The sequence below is a fragment of the Streptomyces sp. NPDC004111 genome (assembly GCF_042874215.1).
Classification (GTDB): domain Bacteria; phylum Actinomycetota; class Actinomycetes; order Streptomycetales; family Streptomycetaceae; genus Streptomyces.
The window spans coordinates 38033-51015 of sequence record NZ_JBIAMU010000009.1; the positions used below are offsets into that span (position 1 = coordinate 38033).

The window sequence follows — 12983 nt, forward strand, 5'->3', positions numbered from 1 at the left end:
CACCGCTCCCTCGCCCCGGCCGGGTCCGGATCAGGCCTTCACGGGTTCGGCGGCCACCGGGTCGCCTGCGGGCCGCTCGGCAGAGTGTCCCGCGCGGGAGCGCCGCCGGGCCAGAGGCGCGGCGAGAAGAGTCAGGACGACGAAGACGCCGATCGCGAGGAGGACGATGGTCGCGCCGGGCGGCACGTCGTACTGGTACGAGGTGAGGGTGCCGGCCAGCGTCACGGCCGTGCCGATGGTCACCGCGAGCACGAACGTGACGGTGAAGCTGCGCGAGATCTGCTGGGCCGCGGCCACCGGCACCACCATCAGCGCGCTGACCAGCAGCAGTCCGACGACGCGCATCGCGACGGTCACGGTGACGGCCGCGGTGACCGCGACCAGGAGGTTGAGGGCCCGCACCGGCAGACCGGTGACCCGGGCGAACTCCTCGTCCTGGCTGACCGCGAACAGCTGCCTGCGCAGCCCCATCGTCACCAGCACGACGAACCCGGCCAGCAGGCAGATCGCCGTCACGTCCTCGGCGGAGACCGTGGAGAGCGAGCCGAAGAGGTACGAGGAGAGGTTGGCGTTGGAGCCGGTCGGCGCGAGGTTGATGAGCAGCACACCGCCCGCCATGCCGCCGTAGAACAGCATCGCCAGCGCGATGTCGCCGCGCGTCTTGCCGTACCAGCGGATCAGCTCCATGATCACCGAGCCGGCGACGGCGACGGCGGTGGCCGTCCACACGGGGCTGGCGGAGAGCAGGAAGCCGAGGCCGACACCGGTCATCGCGACGTGGCCGATGCCGTCGCCCATCAGCGACTGCCTGCGCTGCACCAGGTAGATGCCGATCGCGGGGGCGGTGATGCCGACCAGCACGGCGGCGATCAGGGCCCGCTGCATGAACGGCGTACTGAAGATCTCCAGGAGTTCGGTCATGGTCAGCCCAGCAGTCCCGTCGGTACCCCGGACGCGGCGGCGGGCGCGGCGTGCGGGTGGCAGTCTTCCTTGGTCAGGTGGTTCTCGTCGTGGCCCGGCAGGGCCCCGGCGGTCGGCGGCCCGTCGTGCACCACCAGGCCGTCGCGCAGGACGACGGTGCGGTCGATCAGCGGCTCCAGCGGGCCCAGCTCGTGCAGTACGAGCAGGACCGAGGTGCCGGCCGCCACCTGCTCGCGCAGGGTGGCCGCGAGGATCTCCTGGCTGGCCAGGTCGACCCCGGCCAGCGGCTCGTCCATGATCAGCAGCTCCGGCTCCGAGGCCAGCGCGCGGGCGATCAGCACCCGCTGGTGCTGGCCGCCGGAGAGCGCGCTCACCGAGTCCTTGGCCCGGCTGCTCAGCCCGACCAGGTCGATGGCCCGCTCGACGGCCGCCTTGTCCGCCCGGGACAGCAGCCCCAGCCGGGCCCGTGACAGGCGCCCGGAGGACACCACCTCGCGTATCGTCGCCGGCACCCCGCCCGCGGCGGTGGTCCGCTGCGGTACGTAGCCGACCCGGGCCCACTGCCTGAACCGCTTCAGCGGGGTGCCGAACAGCTCGACGGAGCCGCCGGTGAGCGGCACCTGGCCGATCACCGAGCGGACGGCCGTGGACTTGCCCGAGCCGTTGGCGCCGAGCAGCGCGACGACCTCGCCGCGCCGCACGGCGAGGTCGATCCCGCGCAGCACGGGGCGCGAGCCGAGCGTGGCGGTGGCCGCGCTCAGGGAGATGACGGCGTCGTTCTGCACGCGGGTGCTCTGCACACGGTTCGTCTGCACGGGTCGCGCCTCCGTAGCTGCGGGTTGTGCGGGGTGTCCGGGATCGCTCACTTGGCGCCGAGGGCCTTCTTCAGTGCCACGAGGTTGGACCGCATGACCTCGATGTAGTCGGAGCCCCGGGACTTGTCGGTGATGCCTTCCAGCGGGTCCAGGACGTCGGTCTTCAGGCCGGTGTCCTTGGCGAGGGTGGCCGCCGTCTTGTCGCTGGCCAGCGTCTCGAAGAAGACCGTGGAGACCTTGTCCTCCTTGGCGATCTTCTGGAGCTGCTTGATGCGGGCGGGGCTGGGCTCCGACTCGGGGTCGACGCCGCTGATGCCCTCCTGCTCCAGGCCGTAGCGCTCGGCGAGGTAGCCGAAGGCGGAGTGGGTGGTGATGAAGGTCTTGGTGGCGGTGTTCTTCAAGCCGTCCTTGAAGGCCGTGTGCAGGCCGTCCAGCTTGGTGACGAGGGTGTCGGTGTTCTTCTTGTAGAGGGCGGCGTTCGCCGGGTCCGCCTTCTCCAGGGCCTTGCCGACGCCCTTGGCGACCTCGGCGTACTTCACCGGGTCGAGCCAGATGTGCGGGTCGGTGGCGTTCTTCTCGCCGTGCGAGTGGCCGTGGTCGTGGCCCTCGTGCCCGGCCTCCTCGCCGCCGTGGTCGTGGCCGCCGGCCTCGGTGCCGTGCGTCTCCAGGGAGGTGAGGGTCGTGGCGTCGACGGTGGCCTTGGCACCGGACTGCTTCACGGCCTCGTCGACGGCCGGCTGGAGGCCCTTGAGGTAGACGATCAGGTCCGCGTCGGAGAGCTGGGCGGTCTGCTTGGGCTTGAGCTCCAGGTCGTGCGGCTCGACGCCCGGCTTGGTGAGGGGGGTGACGGCGACCTTGTCGCCGCCTATCTGCTCCGCCAGGAACTGCATGGGATAGAACGACGCGATCACGTTCAGCTTCCCGCCTGGGCCCTTGGCGTCGTCGGCGGCCGAGCTGCCGCCGCAGGCGGACAGGGTGACCAGGCCGAGGGAGACGGCGGCGAGGGTGGCGGTGGCGGGTATGAGGCGTCGTACGTTCATGACAGTCATTTTCAACAAAAGTGGAAACGATTGTCAATAGTGGGGTTGTCCGCTCTGTCCCGCATACCGATTTGATCCGGGGCCCCGGTACGCCGGTAACCTGAGGCATTCGCCGGGCCGTGCCGGGTCGTGGCCGTGCAGGGGGGTCGCGCCGGTGAGCCGCGTGCACCGGCGGACTCACACCTTCGTCGTCGTAATGAAGAGAGCACCGTGGCCGCCGACAAGATCGACACCATCGTCAGCCTGAGCAAGCGCCGTGGCTTCGTTTTCCCGAGCAGTGAGATCTACGGCGGCTCCAAAGCTGCCTGGGACTACGGGCCGCTGGGCGTCGAGCTCAAGGAGAACATCAAGCGTCAGTGGTGGCGGGCGATGGTCGTCGCGCGCGAGGACGTGGTCGGCATCGACTCGTCGGTCATCCTGGCCCCCGAGGTGTGGGTGGCCTCCGGTCACGTCGCGACCTTCTCCGACCCGCTCACCGAGTGCACCGCCTGTCACAAGCGGCACCGCGCCGACCACCTGATCGAGGCGTACGAGGCCAAGCACCACGGCCGCGCCCCCGAGAACGGCCTGGCCGACGTCAACTGCCCCAACTGCGGCACCAAGGGCCAGTTCACCGAGCCCAAGCAGTTCTCCGGCATGCTGGAGACCCACCTCGGCCCGGCCCAGGACACCGCCTCCAAGGCGTACCTGCGCCCGGAGACCGCGCAGGGCATCTTCACCAACTTCGCCCAGGTCCAGCAGACCTCGCGCAAGAAGCCGCCGTTCGGCATCGCGCAGATGGGCAAGTCCTTCCGCAACGAGATCACGCCCGGCAACTTCATCTTCCGCACGCGCGAGTTCGAGCAGATGGAGATGGAGTTCTTCGTCAAGCCGGGCGAGGACGAGCAGTGGCAGGAGTACTGGATGGAGCAGCGCTGGAACTGGTACCTGGACCTCGGCATCAACCCCGAGAACATCCGCTGGTACGAGCACCCGGCCGAGAAGCTCTCCCACTACTCCAAGCGCACCGCCGACATCGAGTACCGCTTCAACTTCGGCGGCACCGAGTTCTCCGAGCTGGAGGGCGTGGCCAACCGCACCGACTACGACCTCAAGGCGCACTCCGCCGCCTCCGGCCACGACCTGGTCTACTTCGACCAGGAGGCCAACGAGCGCTGGACGCCGTACGTCATCGAGCCGGCGGCCGGCGTCAACCGCGCCATGCTCGCCTTCATGCTGGACGCCTACCGCGAGGACGAGGCGCCCAACGCCAAGGGCGTCATGGAGAAGCGCGTCGTGATGGGTCTCGACCCGCGTCTCGCGCCGGTCAAGGTCGCCGTCCTGCCGCTGTCGCGCAACCCGCAGCTCTCGCCGAAGGCCAAGGGCCTGGCCGCCGACCTGCGGAAGAACTGGAACATCGAGTTCGACGACGCGGGCGCCATCGGCCGCCGCTACCGCCGCCAGGACGAGATCGGCACCCCGTTCTGCGTCACCGTCGACTTCGACACCCTCGACGACAACGCGGTGACCGTGCGCGAGCGCGACACCATGAAGCAGGAGCGCGTCTCGCTGGACATGATCCAGGAGTACCTGGCGGTCCGCCTCATCGGCTGCTAGCCGCGGTCGTTCCCGCCTTCGCGGGCACGTCCCGCACGTCCGGGCCCCCGGCCGCCTCCCCGCGAGGCGGCCGGGGGCCTCGTCGTGCCAGCGCGACGCACAGGGCGGCCAGCGGGAGTTCGGCGCACACCGCCATCGTGACGGCCTGCGCCAGCTCCGTGCCGGGCGCCGAGGTGAGCAGGTCCGCCGTCGCGTCCACGGCCAGCAGCAGCGCGGCGGCGGCCGTCGGTATCCGGTGACCCCCGTGCCCCCTGGCCAGCCGCAGCCCCGCCGTGATCAGGCAGTACGCCTCCAGGCCGTCCAGCGCCACCCAGGCGACGGCCTGCGCGGGCGGCAGCGTCGCCGCGAGGAAGCCCATCCAGGGCAGCAGCGCCAGCCCCGCCCCGGTGAGCAGCCGGCCGGTCAACAGGCGGACGCGGACGGGGGAGTTGAGAACGGTGAGAGCCATCGCGGGTCTGCCTTCCGGGGTGGGGCCGCCCGGCCGGTGACCGGTCCGGGGAACCCTCTGGGCGGGCTCGCCGACCACACTCCCGGAGATGTATCCGCAGGTCATTGCCACTGCTGCCCGTTGTGGGGTGGCACTGGTTGCACCCCACGGGCGGTAGCGGGAGGGAGGGCGCCCGCGGGGTCCCCACCGCTAGGCTCGGATCATGAACATGCCGCCCAGGCTGCGCCGTTCGCTGACGCGGCTGCGGCGCGACCTCGTCTTCCTCGCGTCCGGGGTGCCCCTGCACCTGCTGACCGCGCCGCTGTTCCTGTGGGCGGCCACCCAGCTCGTCGGCATCCTCGACGGCTCCTCCAGCGCGGCCCCGATGGTCCTGCCCATACCGGTACTGCTGCTGCTCCTCGCGGGCATCGGGCTCACCGACGGGCACCGCTGGCGCCACCGGGAGCTGACCGGCGTGCTCATACCCCGGCTCCGGTTCGCCGTCCCGGGGCGGCAGTTGGCGTACAACTGGCTTCTCGCACCCTGCCTCGGCGCGCTCGAAGCGCTGGTGCTGCTGCTCCTTCTGGGAGGCATCGCCGCCACCACGGTCTACGCGTGGGAATTCGCGCTGATCCCCTTCAGCTGGCGGATCGCCCACCCCGGCTACACCACCACCTCCGCCTATGTCATGGCCGCGGGCGTCGCCGCGCTCGCCGTCACGCCGCCGCTGGCCGCGGCCCTCGTACGCCTCGAACACCGCATCGCACCCGCCGTGTTGCACGACGTCCGCGACGACACGCTCAAGCAGCGCGTCGAGGACCTCACCGAGAGCCGGGCCGGGGCCGTCGACGCCGCCGCGGCCGAACGCCGCCGCATCGAACGCGACCTGCACGACGGCGCCCAGCAGCGCCTCGTCTCCCTCGCCCTCAACCTCGGCATCGCCAAGGTCGCCCTGACCGACCTGCCGCCCGAGGCGCGCCGGGTCATCGACGAGGCGCACCGCGATGCCAAGGAGGCCATCGAGGAACTCAACACCCTGGTGCGCGGCCTGCACCCGGCCGTCCTCGACGAACGCGGCCTGGACGCCGCCCTGTCGGGACTGGCCGCACGAGCCCCCCTCGACGTGAGACTCCGCGTCGAGATGACGGAGCGGGCCGCCCCGGCCGTCGAGGGCGTCGCCTACTTCGTCGTCTCCGAGGCCCTCACCAACATCGCCAAGCACGCCCGCGCCACCCGGGCGGAGGTGACCGTCGTCCGGCTGGGGGCGATACTGCGGGTGACCGTCACCGACGACGGTGCGGGCGGTGCCGCCCTGTCCGGCGGCACCGGTCTCAAAGGGCTCGCGCAGCGCGTGGGTGCGGTCGACGGGAGCTTCCGGCTGACCAGCCCCGCCGGGGGGCCGACCGTGATGAATGTGGAGCTGCCGTGCGTCGCGCCGTGATCGCCGAGGATTCCGTCCTGCTCAGGATGGGCGTGGTGAAGGTCCTCCAGATGGCGGGCTTCGAGGTGGTCGCCGAGTGCGGTGACGGGGAAGGGCTGCTGGCCGCCGTGGCCGAGCACCGCCCGGACCTCGCCGTCGTCGACGTACGGATGCCGCCGTCCTTCACCGACGAGGGCGTGCGGGCCGCGCTGCGGCTGCGCGAGCAGTGGCCGGACACCGCCGTGCTGATGCTGTCGCAGTACGTCGAGGAGCGGTACGCCGCCGAACTCCTCGCCGCGCACACCAGCGGCATCGGCTACCTCCTCAAGCAACGGGTCGCCGACGTCGAGGAGTTCATCGAGTCCCTGCGCCGGGTCGCCGACGGCGGCACCGCACTGGACCCGCAGGTCGTCGCGCAACTCCTGGTGCGGCGGCGGAGCGACCCCCTGGAGCGGCTCACCGAGCGCGAGCGCGAGGTGCTCGCCCTGATGGCCGAGGGCCGCTCCAACGCCGGGATCGCCGGCCAACTCGTCATCAGCGAGAGTGCCGTCGCCAAACACATCAACAGCATCCTCGCCAAACTGGACCTGCCGCGCGCGGAGGCCGACCACCGCCGGGTGCTGGCGGTCCTGCGCTTCCTGGAGGGCGGGAGCTAGGGCCGCCGGCCCGGACCGGGACTGCTCCCCGGGGGCCGGGGGAGGGCGTGGGCCCGGGGAAAATGCGGTGACCGGCGGTCCGGCGACGGGGTACCGTCGTGGGTATGTTCTTCCAGACGCCGATTTACGAGTGAGAGCGTGACGGGCCCCTGCTGACGTCCCCGACGCCGCCGCGCCCGTCCCCCACCGACGAATCCGTAGATCACTTCACTTCACCGGGAGAACCCGTGACCACGAGCAAGAACATCAACAACCCCGTCGGGCAGGGCGGCGGCCAGCGCAAGCGGCAGTCCCGCGCCGAGCGGGCCAACAACGGCCCGCACCGCAACGCCGACCGTCAGCAGGCCGCCGACAAGAAGGCCGAACTGCTGGCGAAGATGCGCGCGAAGGCCGTCGGCGGCGACGACAACGGCACCGCCGAGGACACCGGCACCCAGGCCTGAACCCCGGGCCTGAGCCTCGGGTCTGAACCCCGGGCCCTGAACCTCGGGCCTGAACCCCGGGCCCTGAACCCCGGGCCCTGAACCCTGGGCCTGAGCCCCGGGCCTGAGCCCCGGGCCGGGAAACCGGGCCCCGGACGGGCCGCACGGACGACGGCAGGGCCCGGACCGCAGCACGCGGTCCGGGCCCTGCCCCGTGTGCGGGCGCGCCGTACGACACGCCCGCACACCTCAGCCGACCGTGCGGGGCAGCCGCAGGTTCAGCAGCCCGGTCAGCGCCGCCACCCCCAGATGCACCAGCAGCGTCACGGTGAGGGCGTCGCCCATGTCCCCCGTCGAGGACAGCGTCACGAAGAGCGTGCCGAGCGTCGCCACCCCGAGGGCCAGCGCCGCCTGCTGCGCGGTCACCATCACCCCGCTGCCCACCCCGGCCCGGTCCGCCGGGACCTCGGAGAGCACGATCCGCATCAGCACCGGCAACTGGAGCCCCTGGCCGAGACCGGTCAGCAGCATCGCCGGGAGCAGCGCCGCCGCCCCCAGGTCGGGCCAGCCCTCGCGGACCGTCACGAGCAGGACGGCGAAGCCCGCCCCCTGGATCACCGAACCGGCCACCGCGACGCGGCCCCCGTACCGGCCGATCAGCCTCGGCCCCGCCAGGGACGCCGCGAAGTACGCCAGCGCCATCGGCACCAGCGTCAGCCCCGCGACCACCGCCCCCTTGCCCAGGCCCTGCTGCATCACCACCGCCAGCACGAACATGTAGCCGCCGAAGTTCACCGAGAACGGCACGATCCCCGGCAGCCCGCGCCGCATCGAGGGGATCGCGAACAGGCTCGGCGGCACCAGCGGCGTGCGCCCGGCGCGGTCCGCCCGCCGCTCCACCAGGAAGAACCCGAGCGCCACGAACGGGAACGCGCCCAGCGACAGCCACGTCCACAGCGGCCACCCCGCCGCCCGCCCCTCGGTCAGCGGCGCCAGCAGGGTGAGCAGCGACAGCGCCAGCAGCAGGGTGCCCGGTACGTCGACGGGGGCGGGCCGCTCCGAGCGCGATTCGGGCACCGAGCGCACGGCGAGCAGCAGCCCGGCCACCGCCACCGGCACGTTCACCAGGAAGATCGACCGCCAGCCCGTTCCGGCGACGTCGGCGGCGACCAGCAGCCCGCCGAGGATCTGGCCGGCCACCATCGACAGCCCGGCCGTCGCCCCGTACAGGCTCATGGCCTTCGCCCGGCGCGCTCCCGCCGTCGCCGACTGGATGGTCGCCAGCACCTGCGGCAGCATCAGCGCGGACGCCGCGCCCTGCGCGACCCGGGCCCCGACGAGGGTCCACGCGTCGGGGGCCAGGCCGCAGGCCAGCGAGGTCAGACCGAAGGCGGCCATGCCGTACAGGAACAGCCGGCGGCGGCCGAACATGTCGCCGAGCCGGCCGCCCAGCACCAGCAGGACGGCGTACGCCAGCCCGTAGCCCGCCACGACCAGCTCCAGCAGGGCCGGGCCCGCGGCGAGTTCGCGGTCGATGGTGGGCAGCGCGACATTGACGATGAAGAAGTCGATCAACGGCAGCGCCGCCCCGAGCAGCACGGTGAACAGCCCGAGCGCACCGAGCGCGGCCGGGGCGGCGCCGGGCGGGGAGGACGGGGCGGCAGGGGACGGGGGAGCCGTGGCGGAAGCGGTCGTTGTGGTCACGCCACCACTCTTGGGGCACCGCGAGCCTGGTACCAGAGTCTCCTTATCCTGGTACAAGCACTACCCGGCAACGGGATGGCCGGTGCGCGGTGGCTCACGGACGCTGGGGGCATGACGACGATGGCACAGGGCACCACACACAGCGGTCCGGCGACGGCGGCCGGCCCGGCGCCCGGGGCACACCCGTCGACGGCGGCCGGCCCCGCGCCCGCGCGGCACTCCGGGGCGGCCGGACCCGCGCCCGCGCGGGAGCGGGACCCGGGGGGCGTCGCCGTCCAGGGCCACGGCGAGCCCGACGTGCGCCGGGCCGAGCTCGCCGCCTTCCTGCGCAGCCGCCGCGAGCGCATCACCCCCGAGCAGGTCGGTCTGGTGCGCGGGCCCCGGCGCCGCACACCGGGGCTGCGCCGCGAGGAGGTCGCCCAGCTCGCCGCCGTCGGGGTGACCTGGTACACGTGGCTGGAGCAGGCCAGGAACATCCAGGTGTCGCCGCAGGTGCTGGACTCCATCGGGCGCGCCCTGCGCATGGACCGGGTCGAGCGCAGCCACCTCTTCGCGCTCGCCGGGACGCCGGACCCCGCCCCCGACGGGCCCTGCCCGACGGTCACCCCCGCCTACCAGGCGCTGCTGCGCCAGCTGGAGCCCATTCCGGCCTGCATCCAGAACAGCCGGTACGACATCCTCGCGTACAACCGCGGGTACGCCCGGCTGCTCTGCGACCTCGACGCGCTGCCCCGCGAGGACCGCAACTGCATGCTGCTGGCCTTCACCAACGAACAGTGGCGCTCCTCGCTGGCCGACCTGCCGGGGACGATCCGGGCGATGGCCGCCAAGTTCCGCGCCTCGATGGCCGGGCACCTCGCCGAGCCCGCCTGGAAGGCGCTGCTGAACCGGCTGCGCGCGGAGTCGGCGGAATTCTGCGAGCTGTGGGAGCGGCACGAGGTGGTCGAGCACACCAGCCACACCAAGTACATCCGCCAGAGCGAGGTCGGGCTGCTGCACGTCGAGCACGTCAACCTCTGGCTGAGCCCCGGCGGCGGCCCCGGTACGGGGCCCCGGCTGGTCAGCTACCCGCCGGTCGACGCGGAGACCCGGGCCCGGCTGGAGCTGCTTCACGCACGGGCGGCCGACGGCTCCTGAGCGGGCTCCAGCAGCCGCCGCGCGGTCCGCTCCGCCGTTCCGCGCGCCCACTTCCCGCTGGTCAGCAGGCCGACGAGGAGGACGGCGAGGCCGCAGCCCGCTATCACCCACCAGGCCGGGACGGCCGCCGCGACGAAGGTGTCCGCCTGCGACGTGCCGCCGAGGCCCGCCGCGAGGACCGCGCCGATCACCGCGACGCCCAGCGTCGAGCCGACCTGCCGGCTGGTCGAGGCGACGGCCGCCGCGACGCCCGCCTGGGCGCGGGGCATCCCGGAGACGGCGGTGTTGGTGATGGGCGCGTTCACCATGCCGAAGCCGAGGCCGAAGAGCACGTACCCGGTGAACATCAGCACGTCGTCGCCCTCCGCCCCGAACCCCGCGAAGAGCACCGCGCTCGCCGTCATCGCCGTGCCCGCGACCAGCAGCGAGAGCCGGGGGCCGCGCGAGCCGACCAGCCGCCCGGACAGCGGCGCGCAGACGAAGGTCAGGGCGGCCATCGGCAGCATGTAGAGCCCCGCGTGCAGGGCGGACAGGCCCCGGACGTTCTGCAGGTACAGGGTGTTCAGGAAGAGGAATCCGGCGAGCGAGGCGAACGCGCAGATCGCGATCACCGTGGCGCCGCTGAACGGGGCGCTGCGGAAGAACCGGGGGTCGATCAGGGGCTCGTCCCTGCGCGGCTCGTACAGCGCGAGTGCGGCCAGCGAGAACACCGCGACCCCCGCCAGGGACAGCGTGAGGGGCGAGGTCCAGCCCGCCTCGGGCGCCTCGATGATCGCGTACGTGAGCGAGGCGAGCAGCGCGATCACCAGGAGCTGGCCCACCGGGTCGGCCCTGCGGGCCTTCGCGGCGCGCGACTCGGGGACGTGGCGCAGGGTCAGCAGGAGGGCGGCCAGGCCGACGGGGAGGTTGACCCAGAAGATGGAGCGCCAGCCGACCGAGTCGACGAGCAGCCCGCCGATCAGCGGCCCCGCCGCCATGGAGATGCCGACGACACCGCCCCAGACGCCGATCGCGCGGGCGCGTTCGCGGGGATCGGTGAAGGTGTTGGTGATGATCGACATCGCGACCGGGTTGAGCATCGAGCCGCCGACGGCCTGGACGGCGCGGAAGGCGATCAGCGATTCGAGGTTCGGGGCCAGCGAGCAGAGCAGCGAGCCGAGGGTGAACATCACCAGACCCGCCCGGAACACCTTGCGCCGCCCGAGCCGGTCGCCCATCGATCCCGACAGCATCAGGAGCGAGGCGAGGACGAGGGTGTAGGCGTCGATCGTCCACTGCATGCCGGACACGGAGGCGCCCAGTTCGCGCTGCATGGCGGGGAGAGCGACGTTGAGGGCCGTGTTGTCGAGGCTGACGATCAGCAGGCTCATGCAGCAGATGCCCAGGACGAGCATCCGGCGGCGGTGCGAGAGCTGCGGCGAGGGGGCGACGGACATCTTTCGATAGTACGGATAACTAAAGAATCCGCTCGATCGGGTGCGGGGAGTGGGCGACAATCGAGTAATGAATTCGCTCAACATCGGCCCCCATGTCGTGCAGCCGCCCGTGGTGCTGGCGCCCATGGCAGGCATCACGAACGCGCCGTTCCGCACCCTCTGCCGCGAGTTCTCCGGCGGGAAGGGGCTGTTCGTGAGCGAGATGATCACGACCCGGGCGCTGGTGGAGCGCAACGAGAAGACCATGCACCTCATCCACTTCGACGCGCACGAGACCCCGCGCTCGATCCAGCTGTACGGGGTGGACCCGGTCACCGTCGGCAAGGCGGTCCGGATGATCGTGGACGAGGACCTGGCGGACCACATCGACCTCAACTTCGGCTGCCCGGTGCCGAAGGTGACCCGCAAGGGCGGCGGCTCCGCGCTGCCCTACAAGCGGCCCCTGCTGCGCGCGATCCTGCACGAGGCGGTGACCAACGCGGGCGACCTGCCGGTGACGATGAAGATGCGCAAGGGCATCGACGACGACCACATCACCTTCCTGGACGCCGGGCGGATCGCCGTCGACGAGGGCGTCACCTCGATCGCGCTGCACGGGCGGACGGCGGCCGAGCACTACGGCGGCACCGCAGACTGGGACGCCATCGCGCGCCTCAAGGAGCACGTACCGGAGATCCCGGTGCTCGGCAACGGCGACATCTGGTCGGCGGACGACGCGCTGCGGATGGTGCGCGAGACCGGCTGCGACGGAGTGGTCGTGGGGCGCGGCTGTCTGGGTAGGCCGTGGCTGTTCGCGGACCTGGTGGCGGCCTTCGAGGGCCGCCCGGAGCGGGTGGAGCCGACGCTGCGCGAGGTCACGGCGACCATGCGGCGGCACGCGGAGCTGCTGGGGGAGTGGATCGGGGACGAGGCACGCGGTGTCATCGACTTCCGCAAGCATGTGGCCTGGTACCTCAAGGGGTTCTCGGTGGGTTCCGAGATGCGCAAGAAGCTCGCGATCTCCTCTTCTCTGGCCGAAATGGACGCTCATATGAGCGAGCTGGACCTGGACCAGCCCTGGCCGGTGGGTGCGGACGGCCCGCGCGGTCGTACGTCCGGAAATGGGCGGGTTGTCCTGCCCGATGGCTGGCTGAAAGACCCGTACGACTGTGCCGGGATCAGCGCGGACGCGGAGCTGGACACATCCGGAGGGTGATCGTCCGGCTGCTGGGCGTAGAGAATCACGGGCGAGCGCGGGTCTGCATCGCGAGATCCGCGCTCACTTGTGAGCGTGATTCTCGCCACGCCTGATGATGTAGTTGCTCACATGAGCGGCGAAAGAGGGATTGCACCTTCAGAAGGGGTGGCACTCGGTGCCACCCCTTCTCTGTTTGACGACTGGATCTTTCCACTACGGTGAGTCGATGATC

Annotated in this window: 12 protein-coding genes; 6 read left to right on the forward strand and 6 right to left on the reverse strand. The window is 71.8% G+C overall.

Going from position 1 to position 12983, the window contains the following annotated elements; translation table 11 throughout:
- Window positions 1-30: 30 nt before the first annotated feature.
- From ACFYVL_RS18750 to ACFYVL_RS18760, 3 genes are read right to left on the reverse strand one after another with little or no spacing between them, the layout of a single operon-like run.
- Window positions 31-921 (reverse strand): metal ABC transporter permease, encoded by an 891-nt coding sequence (locus ACFYVL_RS18750; protein ID WP_389246040.1) that lies wholly within the window; start codon window positions 919-921, stop codon window positions 31-33.
- A 2-nt stretch (window positions 922-923) separates the two neighbouring features.
- Window positions 924-1736, reverse strand: a complete 813-nt coding sequence (locus ACFYVL_RS18755) for a metal ABC transporter ATP-binding protein (RefSeq protein WP_389246042.1) — start codon at window positions 1734-1736, stop codon at window positions 924-926.
- A gap of 47 nt (window positions 1737-1783) precedes the next feature.
- Window positions 1784-2776 carry a metal ABC transporter substrate-binding protein gene (locus ACFYVL_RS18760; protein WP_389246045.1) on the reverse strand — a complete coding sequence of 331 codons (993 nt, stop codon included), beginning with the start codon at window positions 2774-2776 and terminating at the stop codon, window positions 1784-1786.
- A 210-nt stretch (window positions 2777-2986) separates the two neighbouring features.
- Between ACFYVL_RS18760 and ACFYVL_RS18765 the strand changes: the two genes are divergently transcribed.
- Window positions 2987-4372 (forward strand): glycine--tRNA ligase, encoded by a 1386-nt coding sequence (locus tag ACFYVL_RS18765; protein WP_389246047.1) that lies wholly within the window; start codon window positions 2987-2989, stop codon window positions 4370-4372.
- Here ACFYVL_RS18765 and ACFYVL_RS18770 read toward each other — a convergent pair.
- Window positions 4359-4820 (reverse strand): hypothetical protein, encoded by a 462-nt coding sequence (locus ACFYVL_RS18770; RefSeq protein ID WP_389246049.1) that lies wholly within the window; start codon window positions 4818-4820, stop codon window positions 4359-4361. The two genes, ACFYVL_RS18765 and ACFYVL_RS18770, sit on opposite strands and share 14 nt — an antisense overlap.
- A gap of 202 nt (window positions 4821-5022) precedes the next feature.
- On the opposite strand from ACFYVL_RS18770, the gene ACFYVL_RS18775 reads away from it, so the two are divergent.
- The 3 genes from ACFYVL_RS18775 to ACFYVL_RS18785 all read left to right on the forward strand — a co-directional run bounded on the left by ACFYVL_RS18775 (window position 5023) and on the right by ACFYVL_RS18785 (window position 7318).
- Window positions 5023-6240, forward strand: coding sequence for a sensor histidine kinase (locus ACFYVL_RS18775; protein WP_389246051.1), 1218 nt, complete (start codon window positions 5023-5025; stop codon window positions 6238-6240).
- Window positions 6237-6875 carry a response regulator gene (locus tag ACFYVL_RS18780; protein WP_389246556.1) on the forward strand — a complete coding sequence of 213 codons (639 nt, stop codon included), beginning with the start codon at window positions 6237-6239 and terminating at the stop codon, window positions 6873-6875. The genes ACFYVL_RS18775 and ACFYVL_RS18780 overlap by 4 nt, the downstream gene beginning before the upstream one ends.
- A 227-nt stretch (window positions 6876-7102) precedes the next feature.
- Window positions 7103-7318: a DUF6243 family protein gene (locus ACFYVL_RS18785; protein ID WP_389246053.1), complete on the forward strand. Its 216-nt coding sequence runs from the start codon at window positions 7103-7105 to the stop codon at window positions 7316-7318.
- Between the two features lie 228 nt (window positions 7319-7546).
- On the opposite strand, the gene ACFYVL_RS18790 is transcribed toward ACFYVL_RS18785, so the two are convergent.
- Window positions 7547-9001, reverse strand: coding sequence for an MFS transporter (locus ACFYVL_RS18790; protein ID WP_389246055.1), 1455 nt, complete (start codon window positions 8999-9001; stop codon window positions 7547-7549).
- A 111-nt stretch (window positions 9002-9112) separates the two neighbouring features.
- Between ACFYVL_RS18790 and ACFYVL_RS18795 the strand changes: the two genes are divergently transcribed.
- Window positions 9113-10138: a helix-turn-helix transcriptional regulator gene (locus tag ACFYVL_RS18795; protein ID WP_389246057.1), complete on the forward strand. Its 1026-nt coding sequence runs from the start codon at window positions 9113-9115 to the stop codon at window positions 10136-10138.
- On the opposite strand, the gene ACFYVL_RS18800 is transcribed toward ACFYVL_RS18795, so the two are convergent.
- A complete protein-coding gene (locus ACFYVL_RS18800; protein ID WP_389246059.1) occupies window positions 10111-11574 on the reverse strand; it encodes an MFS transporter in 1464 nt (487 codons plus the stop codon). The genes ACFYVL_RS18795 and ACFYVL_RS18800 overlap by 28 nt on opposite strands.
- 67 nt (window positions 11575-11641) lie before the next feature.
- Here ACFYVL_RS18800 and dusB point away from each other — a divergent pair, with 67 nt between their 5' ends.
- Window positions 11642-12769, forward strand: a complete 1128-nt coding sequence (gene dusB / locus ACFYVL_RS18805) for a tRNA dihydrouridine synthase DusB (RefSeq protein ID WP_389246061.1) — start codon at window positions 11642-11644, stop codon at window positions 12767-12769.
- Window positions 12770-12983: the final 214 nt, after the last annotated feature.

Coding starts and splice junctions, on each gene's coding strand:
- ACFYVL_RS18750 (WP_389246040.1), bottom strand. CDS start 921: ATGACCGAACTCCTGGAGATCTTCAGTACGCCGTTCATGCAGCGGGCC.
- ACFYVL_RS18760 (WP_389246045.1), bottom strand. CDS start 2,776: ATGAACGTACGACGCCTCATACCCGCCACCGCCACCCTCGCCGCCGTC.
- ACFYVL_RS18770 (WP_389246049.1), bottom strand. CDS start 4,820: ATGGCTCTCACCGTTCTCAACTCCCCCGTCCGCGTCCGCCTGTTGACC.
- ACFYVL_RS18775 (WP_389246051.1), top strand. CDS start 5,023: ATGAACATGCCGCCCAGGCTGCGCCGTTCGCTGACGCGGCTGCGGCGC.
- ACFYVL_RS18795 (WP_389246057.1), top strand. CDS start 9,113: ATGACGACGATGGCACAGGGCACCACACACAGCGGTCCGGCGACGGCG.
- ACFYVL_RS18800 (WP_389246059.1), bottom strand. CDS start 11,574: ATGTCCGTCGCCCCCTCGCCGCAGCTCTCGCACCGCCGCCGGATGCTC.
- dusB (WP_389246061.1), top strand. CDS start 11,642: ATGAATTCGCTCAACATCGGCCCCCATGTCGTGCAGCCGCCCGTGGTG.